Here is a 23,753-nt window from a genome sequence, read left to right as displayed (position 1 = left end):
ATGTTTCTACGACGGCCTCGGGCCGCGCCGCACATGAGACACCCGGCCATGCGACGTTCGAAACGGTTTTCGCCCCGGCCGCCCGACGCAGGGGCGGTCCGCCCGCATTCGCAGACCGACGCGCCATCGGCACCGCCTGCCGGCGCGCCCGGCGAGACGCCGTCCGACGGCGATCACAACCAGGGCGGTGCCCGCCCGGAAGGGCTCGACTATCAGCGGGATCTCGGTCAGGAGCAGGACGCCTGATGTCGTTGCCGTCGTATTCCGCCGCTGCCTTTCACACCTGCATTTCTCACGTCTGAATCGCCGCACGGCCGCCTTCGGGCAGCCGTGCCAGCCTTGGCGCGCGCCGCGCGCCAGCCCATCGAATCGAGGAGGGAAAGCCGCATGAGCAGATTGATCGTGGTATCGAACCGTGTCGCCGCCGGCGAGGACACGCGCCCGAGCGCGGGCGGCCTGGCCGTCGGCGTGATGGACGCGCTGAAGGAAACGGGCGGTGTCTGGTTCGGCTGGAACGGCGAGATCGTCGGCGCACCCGACACCGCGCCGGCGATCCAGCGGGACGGCAACGTGACCTATGCGACGGTCGGGCTGACCCGGCGCGACTACGACCAGTATTACCGCGGTTTCTCGAACGCGACGCTGTGGCCGGTGTTCCATTACCGCGGCGATCTCGCGCGCTTCGACCGCCAGGAGTACGCGGGCTATCTGCGCGTGAACGCGATGCTGGCGAAGCAGCTTGCCGCGTTGCTGCGTCCCGACGACCTGATCTGGGTGCACGACTATCACCTGCTGCCGTTCGCGCATTACCTGCGCGAACTCGGCGTGAAGAATCCGATCGGCTTCTTCCTGCACATCCCGTTTCCGTCGCCCGACATGCTACGTCTCGTGCCGCCGCACGAGGAGCTCGTGAAATTCATGTGCGCATACGACGTCGCTGGCTTCCAGACCGAGGCCGACAAGCAGGCGTTCACCGACTACATCGAGCGGCGCGGGATCGGCGCGGCGAGCGACGACGGGATGCTGCATGCGCACGGGCGTGTCGTGAAGGTCGCCGCCTATCCGATCGGCGTCTATCCCGACGCGATCGCGCAGGCGGCCGTCCAGTACGGCGCGCGCAAGCTGGTGAAGATGCTGCGCGAGGCGCTCGACGGCCGCAAGCTGGTGATGAGCGTCGACCGCCTCGATTATTCGAAGGGGCTCGTCGAGCGCTTCCAGGCGTTCGAGCGGATGCTCGCGAACGCGCCGGGCTGGCAGGGGCGCGTGTCGCTCCTGCAGATCGCGCCGCCGACGCGTTCCGACGTGCAGACCTATCAGGACATTCGCGAAACGCTGGAAGGCGAGGCCGGCCGCATCAACGGCCGCTTCTCGCAGCTCGACTGGACGCCGATCCAGTACCTGAATCGCAAGTACGAGCGCAACCTGCTGATGGCGTTCTTCCGGATGTCGCAGGTCGGCTACGTGACGCCGTTGCGCGACGGGATGAACCTCGTCGCGAAGGAGTACGTGGCATCGCAGGATCCGGCCGACCCGGGCGTGCTCGTGCTGTCGGAGTTCGCGGGCGCGGCGGCCGAGCTGACCGGCGCGCTCCTCGTCAATCCGTACGACCTGTCGCAGATGGCGGAGGCGCTCGAGCGCGCGCTGTCGATGCCGCTCGCGGAGCGGCAGGCGCGCCACGAGGAGAACCTCGCGCGGCTGCGCGGAAACGACCTGTCGGTCTGGCGCGATACGTTCGTCGCCGACTTGCGCAGTGTCGCGGCCGCCGCGTCGGTCACGCGGCGCGCGGGCCGGCGGGTCGTGCATGCGTGAGGTCGTACAGGGGCCCGGCGCCGCCGACGACACGAGCGACGACGCCACCCGCCGCTTTTTCGTCGTGACCGGTGGCCCGGGTTCGGGCAAGAGCACGCTGCTCGATGCGCTCGAGCGCGCCGGTTACGCGCGCTCGCAGGAAGCCGGGCGGGGCGTGATCCGCGACCAGATGGCGATCGACGGTCACGCGTTGCCGTGGCGCGACCCGGCCGCGTTTGCCGAGCTGATGCTGAGCTGGGAGATGCGCTCGTACGATCTCGCGCGGCATGCGCGCGGGCCCGTGTTCTTCGATCGCGGCGTGCCGGACGTGATCGGCTATCTGCGGCTGACGGGGCTGGCCGTGCCCGCGCATGCGGAGGCCGCGGCCAACCGTTTCCGCTATCACCCGCGCGTGTTCATCGCGCCGCCGTGGCCGGACATCTATGCGCAGGACACCGAGCGCCGGCAGGATTTCGCGGAAGCCGTGCGCACCTACGACGCGATGGTCGAGTGCTATACGTCGTATGGCTATCGGCTGATCGAACTGCCGCGCGAGAGCGTGCAGGCGCGCGTGCGTTTCGTGATGGACGCGCTCGACGCCGCATGACGCGCGGGGCGGCGCGCGACGGTATCAGGTTGCCGCGTCCGGTCGCGGCGACGCGATGCGCAGCATGCTGACGAGCGCGGCCACCGCCGCGAATGCCGCGGCGACATAGAGCGCAATCGTCGGCCCGCGATCGGGGACGAGCCCGAAAATCAATGCGACGAGCGCGGCGCCGAGCGTCTGCCCGGTCAGCCGCGCGGTGCTCAGCATGCCGCCCGCGCCACCGCTGCGTTCGCGCGGCGCCGACGACAGCATCGCGCGGTTGTTCGGCGACTGGAACAACCCGAAGCCTGCACCGCACAGCGCCATCCGCCACACGATGTCGACGGTGCCCGGGTGCGCGCCGATCGTCGCGAGCGACAGCAGCCCGGCCGCGAACAGGGCGAGCCCGATCCCGCCGAGGATGCCCGCCGAATAACGATCCGACAGCACGCCCGCGAGCGGTGCGGCGAACACGATCACGAGCGGCCACGGCGTCATGTAGAGGCCCGTCTCGACCTGCGAGAAGCCGAGCGAGTGCTGCAGCCAGAACGGCAGCGCGACGAACGCGAGCATCTGCGACGTGAACGATGCCATCGACGTATAGATCGACAGCGCGAACATCGGGATGCGCATCAGGTCGACGGGCAGCAGCGGCGCCGGCTGCGACAGCTGGCGCTTCACGAAGAAGTAGCCGACGACGGACGCGACGGCCAGTTCGGCCGCGACGTACGCATGGCCTTCGCCGTGGCCGAGCCCGTCGACCGCCGTGATCAGCAGACCGAACACGCACGCGTTCATCAGCGCGCTCGGGAAATCGTACGGCGCATCGTGCAGCGGGTTGGACGGCAGCGCGCGCAGGCTGCCGATCACCGCGGCGATGCCGATCGGCACGTTGACCGCGAAGAGCCACGGCCACGATGCGAACGACAGGATCGCGGACGCGACCGTCGGCCCGATCGCCGACGACAGCGCCACGACCATCGCGTTGATCGACAGCCCGCGCCCGAGCATCGACGACGGGTAGATCATCCGCACGAGCGCCGCGTTGACGCTCATGATGCCGGCCGCGCCGAACCCCTGGATCACGCGCATCACGGCCAGCATCGGCAGCGAGCCGGCGAGCGCGCAGCCGAGCGACGCCGCGGTGAACAGCGCGAGCCCCGCGACGTAGATGCGGCGATAGCCGATGCGCTCGCCGAGCGAGGCGAGCGGCAGCAGCGTGATCGTGACCGCGAGCTGGTATGCGTTGACGATCCAGATCGATGCGGCGTCGGACGCGTGCAGGTCGCGTGCGATCGTCGGCAGCGCGACGTTTGCGATGGCGCCGTCGAGCACGGCGAGCGTGATGCCCAGTGCGACGCAGAGGATCGCCCAGTAGCGTTGCGGAAGCGGCAGGCCGGTATCGGCGTTCATGGCGGGAGCAGATGCGTGGTTGTCCGCGCGCCCGGCTGCCGGTTGCGTGTGCAACCATGCGGGAGGGTGGAGGCGGCGATGAGCGGCCCGGCCGGCGCAACTGCGCCGAGGCGGGGCCGGCCGAGTGTATCACCGGGCCGCATTGCGCGACGCCGGCACTCAGCCTTCGAAGTCGAGGCCGCCGAGCCGCACGAGCGGGTCGGCCTGCGTGCGCGACAGGAGATCGATGTCGCGCGCACCCTGCCATGCGCCCAGTTTTTTCGGCAGCGCGGCCAGGTAGTGCTCGAAGCGCCGCGGACCGTCCGGTTCCATCAGCCGCTCGATTTCGTCGGTGTCCCAGGTCAGTTCGAGATTCAGCGGATGCTCGAAGCCGCTGACATGCTCATGCGGCGCGCTGCGGATCTGCACGCGCGTCGGATGCCCGTGGCCGCCATACGGGACGACGTCGGTCAGCACGTGATCGGCGAAGAAGGCGGCGATCGCCTGTGCGATGCGCGGGGCGAATTCTGTATCGAAACGGCGGGCGGTTTCGGGCTGCATGAAGGCGTCTCCTGTATGCCGAAAATCCTAGCATGGCGGCGCCGCATTTCGGTGTGCGTGATAGCGGTAATCGCGCGTTACCACTTGCTGCATCTATTACGGCCGCCTGCCGCCACAATGCATCGCATCCAGTACCACTTCGCGTGGGAGCCCATCATGAAAAAAATTGCCGCAGTGTGTGTCCTCGCCGGTTCGCTTGCCGTGGCGGGTCCGGCGTCCGCGCATGGCCGCGACGGCGGCGCCGTCATCGGCGCATTGATCGGCGGCGCGGTGCTGGGCGCGATCGTGACGTCCGCGATGAATCCGCCCGTCGCGTATCAGGCGCCCGTGTACCAGGCACCGGCCTATCAGCCGCCGACGTACTACCAGGCACCCGCGTACCAGCAGCCTGCCTATCCGACCTACCAGCAGGCGCAGTACCAGGACGACGGCCCGAACTATTGCTACGACCGCTACCAGCGCGCGTATGTGTGCGGCGCGCCGGTGCGGGGCGGCTACGCGCAGCCGGCCGGGTGGTAAGCGGGCGGATGCGTGACGCGTGAACGGCCGGTGCCGGGCGGCCTGCGCCGCCGACGTTCGCTTCGCCGCACCGGACGACAAAAGGCCCTCGCTTCGTGCGAGGGCCTTTGTTTTTTGCGCGGGAGTCCGTTCGTCTGCGTAACTCAAGACCGGCAAGACCGCCCTTCGGCGGGCCGTGCGCGGATACAAACGGTTGCAATTGTGCGTCAGTGGCGATGGCCGCCGCCTCCGCCGCCTTCGTTCCAGTCGCCGCGGCGTCCGCCGCCGTGCCCCCAGCCGTTGCCGCGGTTGCCGCGATCGCCGTCCCAGCGATGGTAGTCGCGCCGGCCGCGATCCCAGTCGCGTCCGCCGCCACCGCCCCAGATGTTGACCGTGCCGTACACGGGGGACGGCGCGTATGCGTAGCCCGGGTCGGAATAGTAGGGCTGGCCGTAGCCGTATCCGGCGTCCGGGGCGACGACGCAGCCGGCCAGCAAGGTCGCGACGCCGGCGGCAGCAATGAGCTTCAGCATGATGTTCTCCGTTGGTTCCCCTATAAGTACCGCGCAAGGGGATTGCCAGCTGTTTGCAATTGTGTCGTCAAATTACAGCGCCGTAAGGTCATGCGACGAAAGTGTTAGCATCCGGAGCTCATTTGTTTTTCAGGAGTACCTCGATGAAATTCGCGATCCGGGCCGCGCTGGCCGCCTTGTGCGTGACGACTGCCGCCGCCTGCGTGGCCGCGCCTGCATCGGCGCCCGCCGTGCCGGCCGAGTCGATCAAGATGTTTCCGCAGGCAGCGGCCGGCCAGCAGCGCGTCGTGATCGCGCTGCCCGCGCTCGAGAACGAAGGCGATGCGCGCGTCGAGCTGATGATCGGCAAGACGTTGCAGACCGACTGCAACCAGCAGTGGTTCGGCGGCGAGCTGACCGCCGAGGACGTGAAGGGCTGGGGCTATACGTACTACCAGCTCACCGACGTGAAGGGCCCGGCGTCGACGCTGATGGCGTGCCCGGGCCAGGCGCCGCAGCAGCGGTTCGTGCAGGTGCGCGGCGATGGCCAACTGCTGCGCTACAACAGCCGCCTGCCGCTCGTCGTCTATGTGCCGGACGGTTTCGAGGTGCGCTATCGCGTGTGGCATGCGTCGAAGGACGTGCAGCACGCTGCAAGGCAGTAACGCGCGGGGGCGGCCGTGTGCGGCGGCGTCCTGCCGCTACGCGCCGCCCATACCGACGAGCGCTGGCCACGCGGCCAGCGCGGCCAGCGCGACGGCCTCAAGATCGCGACGGCTCGCACCATCTCGAGCCTGGATCGACATCCCCTGCTGGACGGTCACGTAGTACCGCGCGATCGCGTCGAGGTTCGCGTGCGCCGAGATCTCGCCGGTCGCGACACCTTGCCTGAGGCGCTCGCGCAGACTCTCGACCGTGCCCTCGCGCATCGCGATCAGCGTTTGCCGAACCGTATCCGAGCGCTCGGCCGGATGCAGCGCCGACAGCACGACCAGGCAGCCAGCCGGCTTCGACCGCCGCGTGAACACGCGTGCGGTATCCATCAGGTAGTTCCGCACGGCGTCGTGTGCGCTGCCGGCCTCCTCGACGCCCCCCCAGATTTCTTTTCCCTCCGTTGCGCGGTAGTGATCGAGCGCCTGCCGGAACAACGCTTCCTTGCTGCCGAACGCCGCATACAGGCTCGGCGATGCGATGCCCATCGCGGCCGTCAGGTCGGTCATCGACGCGCCCTCGTAGCCGAGGCGCCAGAACACCTCCATCGCGCGTTCCAGCGCCGCTTCCTTGTCGAAGCTCCTCGGTCGGCCCCGTTCAGCCATTGCGTCCGTTCCTTCGTCGATATCTGTATCGATCGATAAAATAAATCAATTGACTGTGCCGCGCAACTTGCCACATTCTGTGCCGGTCGTTACATAAATGAGGAAAGGAACCGACATGAATCGACTTCAGGGCAAGCGTGCACTCATCACGGGCGGCAGCCGCGGTATCGGTGCGGCGATCGCGAAACGGCTGGCGGCAGACGGCGCGGACGTCGCGATTACCTACGAGAAATCGGCCGAGCGGGCGCAGGCCGTCGTTGCCGGCATCGAAGCGCTGGGCCGGCGCGCCGTCGCGATCCAGGCCGACAGCGCCGATCCGGTGGCCGTGCGCGACGCAGTGGATCGTGCCGCGGAGGCGTTCGGCGGTCTCGACATCCTCGTCAACAACGCGGGGATTTTCCGGGCCGGCGGGCTGGACGATCTCACGCTCGACGATATCGATGCGACGCTGAACGTGAACGTGCGCGCGGTGATCGTCGCGTCGCAGGCGGCGGCGCGGCATCTCGGCGAGGGCGGGCGCATCGTGTCGACCGGCAGTTGCCTCGCCACGCGCGTGCCCGATGCGGGGATGAGCCTCTATGCGGCGAGCAAGGCCGCGCTGATCGGCTGGACTCAGGGGCTCGCGCGCGATCTGGGCCCGCGCGGCATCACGGTCAATATCGTGCATCCGGGGTCGACGGATACCGACATGAACCCGGCCGACGGCGAACACGCCGGCGCGCAGCGTTCGCGGATGGCGATCCCGCAGTACGGCAAGGCCGACGACGTCGCGGCGCTCGTTGCGTTCGTCGTCGGGCCGGAGGGGCGGTCGATCAACGGGACGGGATTGACGATCGACGGCGGCGCGAACGCGTGATCGCGTGATGGCGGACGCCCGGTGTGAGTTGACCGGGCGGCGTTGCGTTCGTTATCGGCAGCCGAGCCGTTGATGCTCGGCTTCGAGATCGGCGCGCTTGTCATAAGCGCGCAGTTCGTTGCGCGGCTTGCCGTCCGGGCCCATCCCGCGCACGACCTTCTGGCCGCGGTCGGGGGTGTGCGTCACGGCGTCGATGCCGGCGGCCAGTTCACGGCAGCGTGAGTCGGAGGAGGGTTTTTCCGGGCGCGGTGCCGCTGCGTTCGCGACGTTGGCGATGCCGGGGCTGACATAGCGCCGCTTCTCGGGCGCGGTGATGGTGTCGGCGGCGTTCGCCGTGCCGGTAATCGCGGAAAGCGCGGCGAGTGCCGCGATCGTTCGAATCATTACGGAAGTCCGGATGCTGAAGAAGGTTCGGAATTCTACGCAATGTCTGGTGCGGAGCCGCGGCGATCGGGCCGGATGCGATCGTGTGTCGCAGGTGGTGCCGGCGGCTGCGTGTTCCGCAATTTGTCTGCGATGCCTGCCAGGCGGTGCACACGCAGCAGTGCATGCGGAAAGCAAGAAGCCCGCTTGCTTTCGCAAAGCGGGCTTCGGTATTGGTTGCGGGGGTAGGATTTGAACCTACGACCTTCGGGTTATGAGCCCGACGAGCTGCCAGACTGCTCCACCCCGCGGCGCGAAGTGTACTTGGGCTGATGCCGAGAGTCAAACGATCTTTGATTCGCGTCGAATGGAAGCCGTGGTTCACCTTCACCGGGTGCGGCGATCCGGCGTGTGGGTTGGCTGCTGACGCATGCCCATCTGCTTCGACGTCGTGCGCTTTTCGTCGCCGTCGTTGCGGTACTTGATCGTGGGAAAGTGGATGAAGCCATGAGGCTTGGCTGGTCCCCCCGACAGGAATCGAACCTGTATCTAGCGCTTAGGAGGCGCTTGTTCTATCCATTGAACTACGGGGAGCGCCATGTCCGGGTGCTCGCACAAAAAACGCGAACCGGACGGCAGTGTGGACAGCGCGCAGAGTATAGCAAACGCGCGGCGCGTCGGCGGGGCGGAATGCACGCCGACGCGCGCGATCGCGCAATTAGCCGCGATCAGAACATCGTGGAATCAGAAATCGACGACAACAAAATCTTCCTTGCCCACGTCGCACAACGGGCAGCGCCAGTCGGCGGGAATGTCGGCGAAACGGGTGCCGGGTGCGATGCCTTCGTCGGGCAGCCCTTCCGCTTCGTTGTAGACCCACCCGCAAATCAGGCAGACCCAGCTCTGGTATTCGGTTACTTCGCTCATGTGGCGCTCGGTAAAAATGAAAATCCGGTGATGCCATCCGCGGCCTGGCCGCGGACGAAAGGCGCAATGGTACCGGAATTTCGCCGAACGGCTCCGCAACGTCGTTTTAAACGTACGCATCGCGAACAACACAACCGGACCACACGTGCCGTACGTGCGGTGTATGCTTCCCGGGCTGTCCAACCATAAGGAGAATGCGATGCTGAACAAAAAGTGGATCGCGAGTGCGGTATGCGTGGCGGCGATGGCCGTGTCGACGGTCGCGCGGGCCGAGGCGCGCGTGTTTTTCGAAGCGCCGAGCGACGGCGCGACGGTGTCGAATCCGGTGCTCGTGAAGTTCGGGCTCGAAGGGATGGCGCTTCGGCCCGCCGGCGACATGACGCCGGATACCGGCCATCATCACCTGCTGATCGACGGCCGGCCGATTCCGAAGGGCGACGTGATTCCCGCAGGCGAGCGTTCGCTGCACTTCGGCAAGGCGCAGACCGAAACCGAACTCAGGCTGCCGCCCGGCCAGCACACGCTGACACTGCAGTTCGGCGACGGCGCGCACCGCTCGTACGGCCCCGAAATGAGCTCGACGATCTCCGTGAACGTCAAGTAAGCACGCATATCCGCGAGGGCGGCCGGGCCGTCCTCGTGACGGAGTGAGCCCGCGCCTGCGGGCGCGGGTGCCCGCCGCGCGCGCGGCACTCGACCTCAGGCAACCGGCCCGCGCGACCGGTCCTGCACCTTATCCGTCCGGCCATACCGGTACCGGCGCCCGCGACCGGTACAATGGGCGCTTCCGATTTCTCTCTTCGCCGTCTCCCCATGTCGCTCTATTCCATTACCGGCGCGCAGCTCGCGTTCGGTCACGTCGCGTTGCTCGATCACGCGGATTTCTCGCTGGAAGCCGGCGAGCGCGTCGGCCTGATCGGCCGCAACGGCGCGGGCAAGTCGTCGCTGCTGAAGATCGTCGCCGGGCTCGCGAAGCCCGACGACGGGCTGGTCACGCGCCAGCAGGAGCTCGTGACCGTCTATGTGCCCCAGGAGCCCGAGTTCGAGCCGGGCGCGACGGTGTTCGATGCGGTCGCGTCGGGGCTCGCGCACACGCGCGAAGTGCTCGAAGAATACGATTCGATCGCGCACCGCCTCGCGGATACGCCCGAAGGCGCCGAACACGATGCGTTGCTCGCGCGAATGAACGCGCTGCAGTCGTCGCTCGACGCGCACGACGCGTGGAACTGGCGCACGCGCGTGTCGATGACGCTCGCGCAGATCGGCCTGGCGGACGTCGACGCGAGCGTCGACGCGCTGTCGGGCGGGATGCAGAAGCGGGTCGCGCTGGCGCGCGCGCTGGTGCTGCAGCCTGACGTGCTGCTGCTCGACGAACCGACCAACCACCTCGACTTCGACGGCATCCGCTGGCTGGAAGAGCTGCTCGTCGCGCAGCGCGCGGGCCTGCTGTTCATCACGCACGATCGCGCGTTCCTCGACCGCGTCGCGACGCGCATCGTCGATCTCGACCGCGGCCGGCTGTTGTCGTACCCGGGCAATTTCTCGGCGTACCAGACGCGCAAGGCGCAGCAGCTCGAAGTCGAGCGGGTGGAAAACGAGAAGTTCGACAAGCTGCTCGCGCAGGAGGAAGTGTGGATCCGCAAGGGGGTCGAAGCGCGCCGCACGCGCAGCGTCGGCCGCATCGCGCGGCTCGTGCAGATGCGCAACGAGCGCGCGGAGCGCCGCAATTCGCAGGGCAACGTGAAGCTCGACGTCGCGCAGGGCGAGAAGTCCGGCAAGATCGTCGCGGAGCTGACCGACGTGACGAAGCGCTACGGCGGCCGCACGGTCGTCGATCGCTTCTCGACGACGGTGATGCGCGGCGACAAGATCGGCTTCATCGGCCCGAACGGCGCCGGCAAGACGACGCTGCTCAAGCTGATTCTCGGCGAACTGAAGCCCGACGAAGGCACGGTGCGCACCGGCACGAACCTGCAGGTCGCGTATTTCGACCAGATGCGCGCGCAGCTCGACCAGGAAAAGAGCCTCGCGGATACCATCAGCCCCGGCAGCGAATGGGTCGAGATCGGCGGCGTGCGCAAGCACGTGATGAGCTATCTCGGCGATTTCCTGTTCGCGCCGGAGCGCGCGCGTTCGCCGGTGAAGTCGCTGTCGGGCGGCGAGCGTAACCGGCTGCTGCTTGCGCGCCTGTTCGCGCGTCCGGCCAACGTGCTGGTGCTCGACGAACCGACCAACGACCTCGACATCCCGACGCTCGAACTGCTCGAGGAGCTGCTGGCCGACTACGACGGCACGGTGCTGCTCGTCAGCCACGATCGCGCGTTCCTCGACAACGTCGTGACGTCGGTGATCGCGTCCGAGGGCGACGGCAAGTGGCGGGAATATGTCGGTGGCTTCACCGACTGGCAGATCCAGAGCGCGCGCGCGGATCAGCTCGCGCAGCAGGAAGCCGCGAAGCGCGCGGTGAAGGAAGCGGCGCCCGTCAAGGAAGAGCCGGCAAAAAGCGCCGCGGGCCGCAATGCGCAGCGCACGGTGAAGCTGTCGTTCAACGAGCAGCGCGAGCTCGATTCGCTGCCGGAGAAGATCGCCGCACTCGAGGAGGAGCAGAGGACGATCAATGCCCGGCTCGAAGACGGTTCGATCTTCGCGAAGGATCCGCAGGAAGGCACGCGCCTGACCGAGCGGTTCGCGGCGATCGACGACGAATTGCTCGCGGCGCTCGAACGGTGGGAAACGCTCGAGGCGAAGCGCAAGCCGGCGTAATCCGCATGACGCGTCGCGCGGCCGGCGGCGGCCGCGCGCGATTGCGCGATTGGCGTGCCACGCGGAACCAGTAAAATACCGCGCGTCCCGGGCAGCGCAGCCAACGCCGCGCGCCCGCTTTCTGAGCAGTCCAAGCACACCGTTGTTTCGATTCGCTTTTTTACGGAACTCAACGTTTTGTCCACGACGTTATCCACACGAGGTGTGGACAACGTCCCGATGAATGACGAAATTCAGCGCCTATGTCAACGAAGAAACCCAGCGCGGCCTATAGCGAAGCATCGATCAAGGTGCTCAAGGGTCTCGAGCCGGTCAAGCAGCGCCCCGGCATGTACACCCGTACCGAGAATCCGCTGCACATCATCCAGGAAGTCATCGACAACGCGTCCGACGAGGCACTCGGCGGCTACGGCAAGCAGATCACGGTCACGCTGCACGCCGACCAGTCGGTATCGGTCGAGGACGACGGCCGCGGCATCCCGTTCGGCATGCACCCCGAAGAGGGGGTGCCGGTCGTCGAGATCGTATTCACGCGCCTGCACGCAGGCGGCAAGTTCGACAAGGCCGCGGGCGGCGCCTATACGTTCTCGGGCGGCCTGCACGGCGTCGGCGTGTCGGTGACGAACGCGCTCGCGACGCGCCTCGACGTCACCGTCTGGCGCGACGGCAAGATCGCGGAACTCGGCTTCGCCGAAGGCGATGTGGTGAAGCCGCTCACGACGCAGGGCGCGGGCCGCGGCGAAAAGAAGTCCGGCACGCGCGTGCAGGTGTGGCCGAATCCGAAGTACTTCGATTCGCCGAACCTGCCGCTCGGCGAGCTGCAGCGCCTGCTGCGCTCGAAGGCCGTGCTGCTGCCGGGCGTCGAGGTCGTGCTCGTCAACGAAAAGAGCGGCGAGCGCCAGACGTGGAAATATGAAGACGGCCTGCGCGGCTACCTGCTCGACGAAATGAACGGCAGCGAGTTGCTGATCCCGTTGTTCGAAGGCGAGCGTTTCGCCGATTCGCGTTCGGGCGACGATACCTTCGCCGAAGGCGAGGGCGCATCGTGGGTCGTCGCCTGGAGCGAGGAAGGTTCGCTCGTGCGCGAGTCGTACGTGAACCTGATCCCGACGCCGGCCGGCGGCACGCATGAATCCGGCCTGCGCGACGGTCTCTACCAGGCGGTGAAAAGCTTCGTCGAACTGCACAACCTGCAGCCGAAGGGCGTGAAGCTGCTCGCGGAAGACGTATTCGCGCGCGTGTCGTTCGTGCTGTCGGCGAAGGTGCTCGATCCGCAGTTCCAGGGGCAGATCAAGGAACGCCTGAACAGCCGCGACGCGGTGAAGCTCGTGTCGTCGTTCTCGCGTCCGGCGCTGGAGCTGTGGCTGAACCAGCACGTCGAGCACGGCAAGAAGCTCGCCGAACTCGTGATCAAGCAGGCCCAGGCGCGCACGCGCGCGGGCCAGAAGGTCGAGAAGCGCAAGAGCTCGGGCGTCGCGGTGCTGCCCGGCAAGCTGACCGACTGCGAGACCGAGGACATTACGCGCAACGAGCTGTTCCTCGTCGAGGGCGACTCGGCGGGCGGTTCCGCGAAGATGGGCCGCGACAAGGAATACCAGGCGATCCTGCCGCTGCGCGGCAAGGTGCTGAATACCTGGGAAACCGAGCGCGACCGCCTGTTCGCGAACAACGAGGTGCACGACATCTCGGTGGCGATCGGCGTCGATCCGCACAGCCCCGATGAAAGCGTCGACCTGTCGAACCTGCGCTACGGCAAGATCTGCATCCTGTCGGACGCGGACGTCGACGGCTCGCACATCCAGGTGCTGCTGCTCACGCTGTTTTTCAAGCATTTTCCGCAACTGATCGAGCGCGGCCACGTGTGCGTCGCGCGGCCGCCGCTGTTCCGCGTCGATGCGCCGGCGCGCGGCAAGAAGGCGGCGCAGAAGCTCTATGCGCTCGACGAGGGCGAACTGGAAGCGATTCTCGACAAGCTCCGCAAGGACGGCGTGCGCGAGACGCAATGGAGCATCAGCCGCTTCAAGGGGCTCGGCGAAATGAGCGCCGAGCAGCTGTGGGATACCACGATGAACCCCGACACGCGCCGCCTGATGCCGGTGAAGCTCGGCGAACTCGACTACGAGGCAACCGTCGCGCGCATGACGATGCTGATGGGCAAGGGCGAGGCAGCCGCGCGACGCGGCTGGCTCGAGGAAAAGGGCAACGACGTCGAAGCGGACATTTAAGCCGGGAATCCGCGCGGCCGGGCATGACGCCCGGCCCGGCCTCACGCCACTTACGAATACGGAATTCAGATGGACGACAACACCTCCGATCTCTTTGCCGACTCCGGCGCGCCGGAGAGCGATGCGCTGACGCTCGGCAACTACGCGGAGCAGGCGTATCTCAGCTACGCGGTCAGCGTCGTGAAGAGCCGCGCGCTGCCCGACGTGTGCGACGGCCAGAAGCCGGTGCAGCGCCGGATCCTGTTCGCGATGAACGAAATGGGCCTCGGCCCGGACGCGAAGCCGGTGAAGTCGGCGCGCGTCGTGGGCGACGTGCTCGGTAAATACCACCCGCACGGCGACCAGTCGGCGTACGACGCGCTCGTGCGTCTCGCGCAGGATTTCTCGCTGCGCTACCCGCTGATCGACGGGCAGGGCAACTTCGGCTCGCGCGACGGCGACGGCGCGGCGGCGATGCGATACACCGAAGCGCGGCTCACGCCGATCTCGAAGCTGCTGCTCGACGAGATCGACCAGGGCACGGTCGACTTCATGCCGAACTACGACGGCTCGTTCGAGGAGCCGAAGACGCTGCCGAGCCGCATGCCGTTCGTGCTGCTGAACGGCGCGTCGGGTATCGCGGTCGGCCTCGCCACCGAAATTCCGTCGCACAACCTGCGCGAAGTCGCTGCGGCGGCGGTCGCGTTGATCCGCAATCCGAAGCTCTCGCATGCGGAGCTGATGAACCTGATCCCCGGCCCGGATTTCCCGGGCGGCGGCCAGATCATCTCGAGCGACACGGAAATCGCGGCGGCCTATGAAACCGGCCGTGGCAGCCTGAAGGTGCGCGCGCGCTGGAAGATCGAGGATCTCGCGCGCGGCCAGTGGCAACTGGTCGTCACCGAGCTGCCGCCGAACACGTCGGGCCAGAAGGTGCTCGAGGAAATCGAGGAGCTGACGAACCCGAAGCTCAAGCTCGGCAAGAAGACGCTCACGCCCGAGCAGCTCAACACGAAGAAGGCGATGCTCGACCTGCTCGACGCGGTGCGCGACGAGTCGGGCAAGGAAGCGGCGGTGCGGCTCGTGTTCGAGCCGAAGTCGCGCACGATCGACCAGACGGAATTCGTGAACACGCTGCTCGCGTACACGAGCCTCGAGTCGAACGCGACGCTGAACCTCGTGATGATCGGCGCCGATGGCCGGCCGGGCCAGAAGGGCCTGCTGACGATCCTCGACGAATGGGTGAAGTTCCGCCAGCTGACGATGACGCGCCGTTGCCGCCATCGTCTCGCGAAGGTCGACGACCGCATCCACATCCTCGAAGGGCGGATGATCGTCTTCCTGAACATCGACGAGGTGATCCGCATCATCCGCGAGTCGGACGAGCCGAAGGCCGCGCTGATGAGCGCGTTCGGCCTCAGCGAACGGCAAGCGGAAGACATTCTCGAAATCCGGCTGCGCCAGCTCGCGCGGCTCGAGAAGATCAAGATCGAGAAGGAACTCGAAGCGCTGCGCGACGAGAAGGCGAAGCTCGAGGAGCTGCTCGCGAACGAAAACGCGATGAAGCGGCTGATGATCAAGGAGATCGAGGCCGATGCGAAGCAGTACGGCGACGATCGCCGCACGCTGATCCAGCAGGAAAAGCGCGCGACGTTCGAGGCGAAGGTGGTCGACGAACCGGTGACGGTGGTCGTGTCGCAGAAGGGCTGGGTGCGTGCGCTGAAGGGCCACGGGCTCGACCCGGCAGGTTTCACGTTCAAGGCCGGCGACCATCTGTACGCGGCGTTCCAGTGCCGCACGCCGGACCGCCTGATCGCGTGGGGCAGCAGCGGCCGCGTGTACTCGGTCGACGTGTCGGTGCTGCCGGGCGGGCGCGGTGACGGCGTGCCGGTCACGTCGCTGATCGAGCTCGAATCGGGCTCGCACCTGATGCACTACTACGCGGCGCCGGCTGACCAGCAACTGCTGCTCGCGTCGAGCAACGGCTTCGGCTTCCTCGCGAAGGTCGGCGACATGGTGAGCCGCGTGAAGGCCGGCAAGTCGTTCATGACCATCGATGCGGGCGCGGTGCCGCTCGCGCCGATGCCGGTGCTGCCGAACGCGACGCAGGTCGCGTGCCTGTCGAGCGGCGGCCGCCTGCTGGTGTTCGGGATGGACGAGATGAAGACGCTGTCCGGCGGCGGTCGCGGCGTGATCCTGATGGCGCTCGACGACAAGGAAACGCTCGTTCAGGCGCTCGCGATCGATCCGGCCGGCGTCGTGCTGATCGGTACCGGCCGCGGCGGCAAGGCGCAGGACGAGACGCTGTCGTATGCGGGGCTGGCGCCGCACGTCGGCAAGCGCGCACGCAAGGGCCGCGCACCGGAGACGAAGCTCAAGGTCGTCAACGAGCTGCGTCCGCTGCTCGGCTGACGCGACGCGCGATCGATCGGCCGGTTCGGCCGTGATTGAAGGCCGCACCTCCGCTTCGGCGGGCGTGCGGCCTGTTCTTTTTGAGCGGGGATTCGGGTAAGCAAGCGTGGCGCTGTCACGCGGAACTTGCAAAATAATGTGAAATCGCGCCTGGGGTCTGAACCGGGCGGCGACAATCCGGTCGAACGTCGCTCGATGCCGCGTGCGACGCGGCCGTTCGCCGTACCCCACTCCTCACAGGATTGCCGTCATGTCCCATGCTGTCTCCGTCGCGCTGTTTCTTCATCTGCTGGCCGTCGCCGTGTGGGTGGGCGGGATGGTCTTCGCCAACTTCTGCTTGCGTCCGGCGCTGTCCGACCTGTCGCCGCAGCTTCGGTTGCCGCTGATCGAAGGCGTGTTCGGCCGCTTCTTCAACTGGGTGTCGGGTGCCGTGATCGTGATCCTGCTGTCCGGCGGCTTCCTGCTCGTGGAATTCGGCGGCGCGCACGCAACGTGGTCGCTGCATGCAATGGCCGGGCTCGGCGTCGTGATGATGCTGATCTTCGGGCATATCCGGTTCGCGCTGTTCCCGCGCATCCGTCGTGCGGTGCAGGCGCAGAAGTGGCCGGACGGCGCGCGCGCGGTGAATACGGTGCGCCTGCTCGTCCTCGTGAACCTCGTGCTCGGCGTCGTGACGATCGGCGCGGCGGTGTTGTCGCGCGGCTTCTGACCTGCCGGTGCCGGCCGGCATGCGGCCGCCGGCGCATCGGCCTGCGTCGCTACGCGGCCAGCATCGCATCGAGCAGCCATGAGCCGACCGGGCCGAGCGGCCGGTTGCGCGACCAGACCGCATCGACCCGCACGCGGCGCGGCCAGCCGCGCGCCCGCAGTTCGCACAGGCGATCGCGCGCAAAGTGGTCGACCATCCAGCGCGGCAGTTCGGCCCAGCCGAACCCCTGCACGGCCATCTCCAGCAGCATCAGGTAGCTCGGTGCCAGCCAGTGCTGCGTGCCGACGACGATCCGGTCGCCGGTGCCGCGACCTTCCGTTTTCACATAGGTATTGAGGCGCAGTTCGCGCACGTCGCGCAGCGCGGCGTGCGGCACGTCGGCGTCGCCGTATTCGGCGAGCGCGTGCATGCGGCCGACGAACAGCCCGATCTCCGATTCCTCCGCGATCGTCGCCGCGCCGATGTCGGCCGGGTAGGCCGCGCGCGCGGCCATCAGCCCGAGCTGCGCGCGTCCCTGCTGGATCAGGTCGAGCACGTCGTCGTGCTCGGCGATCTGGCATTCGAACTCGAGCGCCGGAAAGCGCCGCTCGAGCGCCATCAACGTTTCCTCGTAGCGCTTCGACTGGTACGTATCGGACACGACGAGCGTCAGCCGCGCTTCCTCGCCGCGCGCGAGCCGCGCGGCCGTGCGGTCGATTGCCGCGCCGGCCTCGAGCGCGCGCTGCACCTGCGGCAGCAGTGCCCGCCCGGCGTCGGTCAGCGTCGGCGCGCGCGTCGAGCGGTCGAACAACTGCACGCCGAGATCGATCTCGAGGTTCGCGATCGCCTCCGACACGGTCGACTGGCGCTTGCCGAGCTTGCGCGCGGCGGCCGTGAACGAGCCGAGCAGCGCGGCTTCGGCGAATGCGAGCAGGGCTTCGGGGGCGTGGCGCATGCGGCGCTCCTGATGGCGTTATATCGGTAAAACCGATGATATCAAACTGGATTCATACGGTTGTGCCGATCAAAATGGCGGCCATCAACGAAGCAGACGAATCGGAGGGAATCATGAAACAGGTCAACAAAACGGTGACGGAACGGTTGCTGCATGCACTGACGTTCGAGCTGGTCGCGATCGCGCTGTGCGCGCCGCTCGGCGCGTGGCTGCTCGACATGCCGGTGTCGCACGTCGGTGTGCTGACGGTGATGGTGTCGCTGATCGCGATGGCGTGGAACATGGCGTTCAATACGCTGTTCGACCGCATCGAGCGACGCGCGGGGCTGTCGCGCACGCTCGGCATGCGGATCGCGCATGCGGCCTTGTTCGAGCTCGGCCTCGTCGTGCTGGTGGTGCCGGTCGCCGCGTGGTGGCTGAACGTGAGCCTCGTCGAGGCGCTGCTGCTTGACCTCGGTATCGTGCTGTTCTTCCTGCCTTACACGTTCGGCTTCAACCTTGCGTACGACGCGCTGCGCGCCCGCTGGATGGCACGCCGGGTCGCGGTGCAGGCAGGGTGAGGACGGGCGAATGCCGGTCAAGGCCGACGGGGCGGCGGCCGCCGCCCGTCAGCGCGCGGCGGCCCACAGCCACACGCCGCACGCAACCGCGACCGTTGCGTACACGGCATAGACGGGCACCTTGAAGCGCGCGAAGCAAAGTGTCGCGAAGGCGCCCGTCAGCCAGTAAACGGGGTCGGCCGGTTCGCGGTGCAGGATCCTCACGACGGCGACGACGAGAAAACCCGTGGTCGCCGCGCGCAGCAGGCGCATCCCGTGCTCGAAACGCGAATGGCGCTTGAGCCGGGACAGATGGTTCTGCGCAAACACGACGAGGCAGCCCGACGGAATGAACAGCGCGGCCGTCGCGAGCAGCGCGCCGACCCAGCCGTCGGTCAGGTAGCCGAGAAACGGTACGACGTTCAGCAGCGGCCCGGGCGCGACGGGCGACAGCGCGAACGCAAGCGTGAAGTCGTGATCGGAGATGCCCGTTGCCGGCGTGACGAACAGCGTCTTGAGCACGGGCAGCGCGGAAAAGCCGCCGCCGAACAGCGTCATGCCTGCGCCGGCGAGGCGCGGCCACAGCAGCGTCGCCTGGTAATCGCCGGGCAGCGGCACCGCGAACAGCGTGACGAGCACGCCGAGCAGCACGAGCAGGTTGCGGTCGCGGGCCGACAGCGTGAAATCGACCGCGTCGCGCTGCGGCGGCCCGGTCAGCCAGCCCGCCGCGAATGCGGCGAAAAGAATCCCGACGAAAGCGGCCGGATTATGCGCGAAAGCAAGCAGAATCGTCGACAGCGCGGCGATCAGCTGTTCGCGCCGTGTGCGCGCGAGCGAGCGCAACTGCTTGACCCAGGTGACGCCGATCAGCGCGGCGAGCACCATCCCGAAGTGATTGATCAGCATCGGCGCCGCCAGCGAGCGCACGAATGGCGTGCGATAGAAGATCGCGAACAGCGTCATCAGGATGGAGAAGGGCAGCACGCTCGCGATGCCGGCAACCCATGCGCCGACACGGCCATGCAGTATCTGGCCGACCTGTACCGCCACGTTGCAGCCTACGGGGCCCGGCACGAGCCAGGCCAGCGCGACGAGATCGCCGAATACGTGAGGCTCGATGCGCTGCAGCCGCTCCACGTAGTGGCGTTCGAGCTGCGCCATCATGGAAAGCCCGCCCCACGAGACCGCCGAAATGCTGGCAACGACCTTGAACAGGTCCCACAGGGAAGCCTGTGCCTGTTCGACATCAGCGGTCGCTTCGATTTCGACGGTTGTCATCTTGGTGGTGTGGGCTCGGGGCCCGATCTCTCGCGTATGGCCATGCCGGCGGCCCGCCGACACGTTGCCCCTCCCGATTGTCCGCCGCGCATCGTGACACGACCATGAGCGAAAACGCTAGTTCATGAACCCAACAATCGGATCGGAAAACGAAACAATGACGGCGCATGCAACGCCCGCCACGGCTACGGTGCGCTTACGCGCCCGTGCTGCCCGTCGCGCGGTGCGCGATCACGTTCGGTGAATCGCTGCGCACGCCGAAGCGCGCGATCAGCGCGGGAATCGCGTCGGCCGGCACCGGTCGCGAGAACAGGAAGCCCTGCGCCTCGATTTCGCCGAGCGCGGACAGCCACGCGATCTGCTCCTCGGTTTCCGTACCCTCGACGACGACGGTCAGGCCGAGCGAGCGCGCGAGATGCACGATCGACGACACCATCACGCACACGCTGCGATCGTTCGGGATCGCCTGCACGAACGAGCGGTCGACCTTCAGCGTGTCGACGGAGAAGCGGTGCAGGTACGACAGCGACGAATAGCCGGTGCCGAAATCGTCGAGTGCGATCCGGATGCCGAGTTTCTTCAGTGCGACGATCTTCTCGGACACGAGCTCCGGATATTCCATCATCGCGGTTTCGGTGATCTCGATTTCGAGCCGGTTCGCGTCGATGCCGGTTTCCTGCAGCGTGCTCGAGATCGTCTCGATCAGGTCGCCGCGCCAGAACTGCACCGGCGAGATGTTGACCGCGAGCGTCAGCGTATCGTGGCCCTCGTCGCGCCAGCGCGCGATCTGCTCGCACGCGGTGCGGATCACGAAGTCGCCGATCGGCACGATCAGGCCGGTCGATTCGGCAATCGAAATGAATTCGTTCGCGGAGATGATCCCGTGCTCGGGGTGATCCCAGCGCGCGAGCGCCTCGAAGCCGGTGATGTGGCGGTGCGTGAGGTCGATCTTCGGCTGGTACGCGAGGAACAGCTGCCCCTCGGCGAGCGCGACGCGGAGTTGCTGTTCCCAGCGCATCAGGTGGTCGGCGCGGTGCGACAGGTGCGGCGCGTAGAACTGGTAGCAGTTCTTGCCGGCGTCCTTCGCGCTGTACATCGCGAGATCGGCCTTCTTCAGCAGGTCGATCTCGCTTTCGTTCGCGACCGTGTGCAGCGCGATGCCGATGCTCGCGTGCAGGACGAACGAGCTGCCGCGCACGTCGAACGGTTCGCTGAACATCCGGATGATCGCTTCCGCGAGCCGCACCGCGCGCCGCTCGACGTCGTCGCCCTTCATCACGACGACGAACTCGTCGCCGCCGATCCGCGCGAGCGAGCCTTCGTCGCCGACCGCATCGGCCAGGCGCGACGCGGTCATCTGCAGCACGATGTCGCCGGCGTTGTGGCCGAGCGTGTCGTTGACGGTCTTGAAGTTGTCGAGGTCGATGAACAGCAGCCCGAGCCGCGACAGGCTCGTCGGCATCGACACGTCGTTGCGCAGCCCGCGCAGCGTCGCATAGCGGTTCGCGAGGCCGGTGAGCAGGTCGTATTCGGCGAGCTGCGTCATTTCCCGCTCGCGGCCGAGCAGCTTGCCGATCAGCCCCGTCGCGACGCCGAAGAACGCGAGCATCGCGAGCGTGATGAAGCTCGTCATCAGCAGGTAGACGTTGCGCGTGTGGTAGTAGTCCGCGAATTCCTCGGTCTGCGACAGCCCGACCATCACCGCGAGCGGGTAGCCGTCGAGGTGGCGGTACGACACGATGCGCGTCACGCCGTCGATCGGGTCGATGATCGTGCCCGTCACGCGCTCGGCGATCGGGTAGACGCCCGACGCCGAAAACGCGCCCGGCGCGTTGCTGACCGAGCCCGTGCGCCGCGCGAGCACGCCGCCCGTATCGGACACGACCGCGATCACGCCTTCCTTGCCGATCGCCGCGTTGTTGTAGAAGTCGTTCGTGAAGTAGCTCGGGTCTTCCGACACGACGACGATGCCCGCGAAGCTGCCGTCCGGGTTGTTCAGGCGGCGTGTCATCTGCAGCGTCCAGTGGCTCGATACGCGGCCGAGCACGGGCTTGCTGATGAAGAGGCGGTCGTCGTTGTGCGCGAGGTGGACCTTGAAGTGTTCGCGGTCGGACAGGTTGATCGGCTGCGGATGCAGCTCGGCCGTGTTCGCGAACAGGATGCCCTTCGCGTTGACGAGCGACACCTGGATCAGCGTGTCGCTCGGCACGACGCCTTTCTCGACGGCGCTCGCGAGGTTGAAGCGCGCAGGCGACTTCTCGAATTCGAACTTGACGAAGCGGGTGATCTGGTCGACCTGGTGGATCGCCTTGACCGTATGCTGCTCGAGCGCGGAGGACAGGATCGCCGCGGAAGCCGCCGCCTCCTTGTATGCACTGTCCTTTTCCACCGAGAGACGCGCGATGATCACAGCCCACAGCAGCGCAAGCGCCAGCATCCCGAGCAGCGGGATCGCAAATAGCGCACGCCGGCGCGATTTGCGCGGCGCGCGAAGCGGCCGGGTCGGCGGCGTGTGGTTGGACCGGGCGGAGCTCATCGAAGAGGGTGGCGTCCTGCTCGCGTGCGCCATCCGTCAGGATGGCTGGCTATGGTTCGGGTTGTCCCGACGTCTGTTCGTTCGCGGGACACGCAACCATGGACAGACCTCCGAAACAACGGATTAGGCCCGATATTACTGGCTGGAACGTTTTTGCGATAGTTGGGCGAAGCGTAGGGGGCGCCGGGCGGGCCGGCGCCATCGCACATCGCGAAATGTCACACGGGTGACAGGAAGGTGCCGTCGACGACCGTGACGACATCGCCGCCGATCCAGGTGGTGCCGTCTTCGGCATAGCTGACGAAGATGCGGCCGTCGCGGCCGATCGCCGTACCCTGGCGGGCCGTATACGACGGGCCGGGGCGGCGCTCCTGCCGTGTCAGCAGCCCGGCCAGCGCGGCGTTTGCGCTGCCGGTGACGGGATCCTCGCCGAAGCCGAAGTTGCCGCCCGTCATCAGGCAGCGGATTTCGAACGTCGCGGGGCCGCCTTCGGCGTGCGGGGCGTAGACGGCGAGGCCGTCCATGCCGTAACGGTGCGTGAGCGCCTCCAGCGCGGCCGGATCGGGCGACAGGCCGATGCACGCGTCGGCCGACTTCAGCCGCACGACCAGCCACGGCGCGCCGTTGTCGACCGCGCACGGCTCGGCTTCCAGGTCGATCGCGTCGCTGCGCAGCGCGGCCGCCAGTGCCGCGTAGTCCGAACGGTCGAGCGGCGTGACGCGGGCCGGCGGCGCGGCGAACGCCCAGCCGTCGGCCTGCTCGCGCAGCGCAACCAGGCCGACCCCGCACTGCTGGATCAGCCGGCCCGGCGTACGCGGCCGCGCGCCGCTTTCCAGGAACGCATGCGCGGTGCCGAGCGTCGGGTGGCCGGCGAACGGCAGTTCACCGGCCGTCGTGAAGATCCGGACGCGGTAGTCGGCCTCCGGATCGGTCGGCGTGCAGACGAACGTGGTTTCCGACAGGTTCGTCCAGCGGGCGATCTCGAGCATGGCGTCGTCGCCGAGCGAATCGGCGTCGAACACCACGGCGAGCGCGTTGCCCTTGAACGGCACCGACGTGAACACGTCGACCTGCTTGAAGCGGACGAGACGGCCGGGCACTGCGTTGCGCCCGTTACGCAACTTCGGCGATCAGCTCGATCTCGACGCACGCGCCGAGCGGGATCTGCGCGACGCCGAAAGCCGAGCGTGCGTGCTTGCCCGCGTCGCCGAACACTTCGGCGATCAGTTCCGACGCGCCGTTCGTCACGACGTGCTGTTCGGTGAAGTCGAGCGTCGAGTTGACGAGGCTCATCAGCTTGACGATGCGCGTGACCTTGTTCAGGTCGCCGGTGTGCGCGTGCAGCGTCGCGAGCAGGTCGATCGCGATCGAGCGCGCGGCCGCCTTGCCGTCTTCCGTCTGAAGATCCGCGCCGAGCTTGCCGGCCCAGACCTTGCCGTCCTTCTTCGCGATGTGGCCCGACAGGTAGACCGTATTGCCGCTTTGCGCGCTCATCACGTAGGCGGCGGCCGGTGCACCGGCGGTCGGGAGCTCGATGCCGAGCGACTTCAGCTTGTCGTAGACGTTAGCCATGGATTCG

Annotated in this window: 23 protein-coding genes and 2 tRNA genes; 12 read left to right on the top strand and 13 right to left on the bottom strand. The window is 67.3% G+C overall.

Going from position 1 to position 23,753, the window contains the following annotated elements; all coding sequences use genetic code 11:
• Positions 1–48: 48 nt before the first annotated feature.
• The 3 genes from PQB87_RS13465 (at position 49) to PQB87_RS13455 (ending at position 2,395) form a co-directional block, all read left to right on the top strand.
• Entirely contained in the window at positions 49–246 is a 198-nt protein-coding gene (locus PQB87_RS13465) for a hypothetical protein (RefSeq protein ID WP_060063454.1), read from the top strand.
• A gap of 141 nt (positions 247–387) precedes the next feature.
• Positions 388–1,809: an alpha,alpha-trehalose-phosphate synthase (UDP-forming) gene (gene otsA / locus PQB87_RS13460; RefSeq protein WP_489242095.1), complete on the top strand. Its 1,422-nt coding sequence runs from the start codon at positions 388–390 to the stop codon at positions 1,807–1,809.
• The gene (locus PQB87_RS13455) at positions 1,802–2,395 is read left to right on the top strand and encodes an AAA family ATPase (protein WP_111942560.1); all 594 of its coding nucleotides are present in this window, start codon (positions 1,802–1,804) and stop codon (positions 2,393–2,395) included. The genes otsA and PQB87_RS13455 overlap by 8 nt, the downstream gene beginning before the upstream one ends.
• Before the next feature lie 24 nt (positions 2,396–2,419).
• Here the strand turns inward: PQB87_RS13455 and PQB87_RS13450 are convergent, their stop codons facing one another.
• Positions 2,420–3,787, bottom strand: coding sequence for an MFS transporter (locus tag PQB87_RS13450; RefSeq protein ID WP_060063460.1), 1,368 nt, complete (start codon positions 3,785–3,787; stop codon positions 2,420–2,422).
• A gap of 159 nt (positions 3,788–3,946) precedes the next feature.
• Positions 3,947–4,327 carry a DUF5594 family protein gene (locus PQB87_RS13445; protein WP_059697999.1) on the bottom strand — a complete coding sequence of 127 codons (381 nt, stop codon included), beginning with the start codon at positions 4,325–4,327 and terminating at the stop codon, positions 3,947–3,949.
• A 117-nt stretch (positions 4,328–4,444) separates the two neighbouring features.
• Between PQB87_RS13445 and PQB87_RS13440 the strand changes: the two genes are divergently transcribed.
• Entirely contained in the window at positions 4,445–4,846 is a 402-nt protein-coding gene (locus PQB87_RS13440) for a hypothetical protein (RefSeq protein ID WP_021158522.1), read from the top strand.
• A gap of 206 nt (positions 4,847–5,052) precedes the next feature.
• Here PQB87_RS13440 and PQB87_RS13435 read toward each other — a convergent pair whose 3' ends face one another.
• On the bottom strand, positions 5,053–5,358 hold the full coding sequence (locus PQB87_RS13435; protein ID WP_059688830.1) for a hypothetical protein: 306 nt from the start codon (positions 5,356–5,358) through the stop codon (positions 5,053–5,055).
• 143 nt (positions 5,359–5,501) lie between these two features.
• Here PQB87_RS13435 and eco point away from each other — a divergent pair, with 143 nt between their 5' ends.
• Positions 5,502–6,002 (top strand): serine protease inhibitor ecotin, encoded by a 501-nt coding sequence (gene eco / locus PQB87_RS13430; RefSeq protein WP_060357435.1) that lies wholly within the window; start codon positions 5,502–5,504, stop codon positions 6,000–6,002.
• Positions 6,003–6,038: 36 nt separating this feature from the next.
• On the opposite strand, the gene PQB87_RS13425 is transcribed toward eco, so the two are convergent.
• Positions 6,039–6,653: a TetR/AcrR family transcriptional regulator gene (locus PQB87_RS13425; RefSeq protein ID WP_111942536.1), complete on the bottom strand. Its 615-nt coding sequence runs from the start codon at positions 6,651–6,653 to the stop codon at positions 6,039–6,041.
• A 115-nt stretch (positions 6,654–6,768) separates the two neighbouring features.
• On the opposite strand from PQB87_RS13425, the gene PQB87_RS13420 reads away from it, so the two are divergent.
• Positions 6,769–7,509 (top strand): SDR family NAD(P)-dependent oxidoreductase, encoded by a 741-nt coding sequence (locus tag PQB87_RS13420; protein ID WP_027786779.1) that lies wholly within the window; start codon positions 6,769–6,771, stop codon positions 7,507–7,509.
• 51 nt (positions 7,510–7,560) lie between these two features.
• Here PQB87_RS13420 and PQB87_RS13415 read toward each other — a convergent pair whose 3' ends face one another.
• The 4 genes from PQB87_RS13415 to PQB87_RS13400 form a co-directional block, all read right to left on the bottom strand.
• The gene (locus tag PQB87_RS13415; protein WP_111942538.1) at positions 7,561–7,893 is read right to left on the bottom strand and encodes a hypothetical protein; all 333 of its coding nucleotides are present in this window, start codon (positions 7,891–7,893) and stop codon (positions 7,561–7,563) included.
• Between the two features lie 213 nt (positions 7,894–8,106).
• Positions 8,107–8,183 (bottom strand) — tRNA-Met (locus tag PQB87_RS13410).
• 208 nt (positions 8,184–8,391) lie between these two features.
• Positions 8,392–8,466: transfer RNA gene (locus PQB87_RS13405), tRNA-Arg, on the bottom strand.
• A 150-nt stretch (positions 8,467–8,616) separates the two neighbouring features.
• Positions 8,617–8,799, bottom strand: coding sequence for a rubredoxin (locus tag PQB87_RS13400; protein ID WP_006398668.1), 183 nt, complete (start codon positions 8,797–8,799; stop codon positions 8,617–8,619).
• Between the two features lie 199 nt (positions 8,800–8,998).
• On the opposite strand from PQB87_RS13400, the gene PQB87_RS13395 reads away from it, so the two are divergent.
• The 5 genes from PQB87_RS13395 to PQB87_RS13375 all read left to right on the top strand — a co-directional run bounded on the left by PQB87_RS13395 (position 8,999) and on the right by PQB87_RS13375 (position 16,887).
• Positions 8,999–9,403, top strand: coding sequence for a DUF4399 domain-containing protein (locus PQB87_RS13395; protein ID WP_060063467.1), 405 nt, complete (start codon positions 8,999–9,001; stop codon positions 9,401–9,403).
• Between the two features lie 209 nt (positions 9,404–9,612).
• Positions 9,613–11,562: an ATP-binding cassette domain-containing protein gene (locus PQB87_RS13390; RefSeq protein WP_489242087.1), complete on the top strand. Its 1,950-nt coding sequence runs from the start codon at positions 9,613–9,615 to the stop codon at positions 11,560–11,562.
• A gap of 242 nt (positions 11,563–11,804) precedes the next feature.
• Positions 11,805–13,787 carry a DNA topoisomerase IV subunit B gene (gene parE, locus PQB87_RS13385; RefSeq protein WP_021158532.1) on the top strand — a complete coding sequence of 661 codons (1,983 nt, stop codon included), beginning with the start codon at positions 11,805–11,807 and terminating at the stop codon, positions 13,785–13,787.
• Positions 13,788–13,856: 69 nt separating this feature from the next.
• On the top strand, positions 13,857–16,178 hold the full coding sequence (gene parC / locus PQB87_RS13380) for a DNA topoisomerase IV subunit A (protein WP_021158533.1): 2,322 nt from the start codon (positions 13,857–13,859) through the stop codon (positions 16,176–16,178).
• Positions 16,179–16,428: 250 nt separating this feature from the next.
• The gene (locus tag PQB87_RS13375) at positions 16,429–16,887 is read left to right on the top strand and encodes a CopD family protein (protein ID WP_021158534.1); all 459 of its coding nucleotides are present in this window, start codon (positions 16,429–16,431) and stop codon (positions 16,885–16,887) included.
• Positions 16,888–16,936: 49 nt separating this feature from the next.
• Here PQB87_RS13375 and PQB87_RS13370 read toward each other — a convergent pair whose 3' ends face one another.
• A complete protein-coding gene (locus tag PQB87_RS13370) occupies positions 16,937–17,821 on the bottom strand; it encodes a LysR family transcriptional regulator (protein ID WP_059688836.1) in 885 nt (294 codons plus the stop codon).
• Positions 17,822–17,934: 113 nt separating this feature from the next.
• Between PQB87_RS13370 and PQB87_RS13365 the strand changes: the two genes are divergently transcribed.
• Positions 17,935–18,381, top strand: coding sequence for a multidrug/biocide efflux PACE transporter (locus PQB87_RS13365; protein WP_048025391.1), 447 nt, complete (start codon positions 17,935–17,937; stop codon positions 18,379–18,381).
• 48 nt (positions 18,382–18,429) lie between these two features.
• Here PQB87_RS13365 and PQB87_RS13360 read toward each other — a convergent pair whose 3' ends face one another.
• The 4 genes from PQB87_RS13360 to PQB87_RS13345 form a co-directional block, all read right to left on the bottom strand.
• On the bottom strand, positions 18,430–19,638 hold the full coding sequence (locus PQB87_RS13360) for a chromate transporter (protein ID WP_222155820.1): 1,209 nt from the start codon (positions 19,636–19,638) through the stop codon (positions 18,430–18,432).
• Positions 19,639–19,834: 196 nt separating this feature from the next.
• Positions 19,835–22,174, bottom strand: a complete 2,340-nt coding sequence (locus PQB87_RS13355) for a bifunctional diguanylate cyclase/phosphodiesterase (RefSeq protein WP_059688838.1) — start codon at positions 22,172–22,174, stop codon at positions 19,835–19,837.
• A gap of 218 nt (positions 22,175–22,392) precedes the next feature.
• The gene (locus PQB87_RS13350) at positions 22,393–23,274 is read right to left on the bottom strand and encodes a PhzF family phenazine biosynthesis protein (RefSeq protein ID WP_021158540.1); all 882 of its coding nucleotides are present in this window, start codon (positions 23,272–23,274) and stop codon (positions 22,393–22,395) included.
• Between the two features lie 13 nt (positions 23,275–23,287).
• On the bottom strand, positions 23,288–23,746 hold the full coding sequence (locus PQB87_RS13345) for a RidA family protein (protein ID WP_006478174.1): 459 nt from the start codon (positions 23,744–23,746) through the stop codon (positions 23,288–23,290).
• Positions 23,747–23,753 lie beyond the last annotated feature (7 nt).

It is taken from the genome of Burkholderia sp. KL41, from assembly GCF_057005415.2.
The sequence above is the reverse complement of the archived record's forward strand: the minus strand, read 5'-3'. Positions and strand labels throughout refer to the sequence as shown.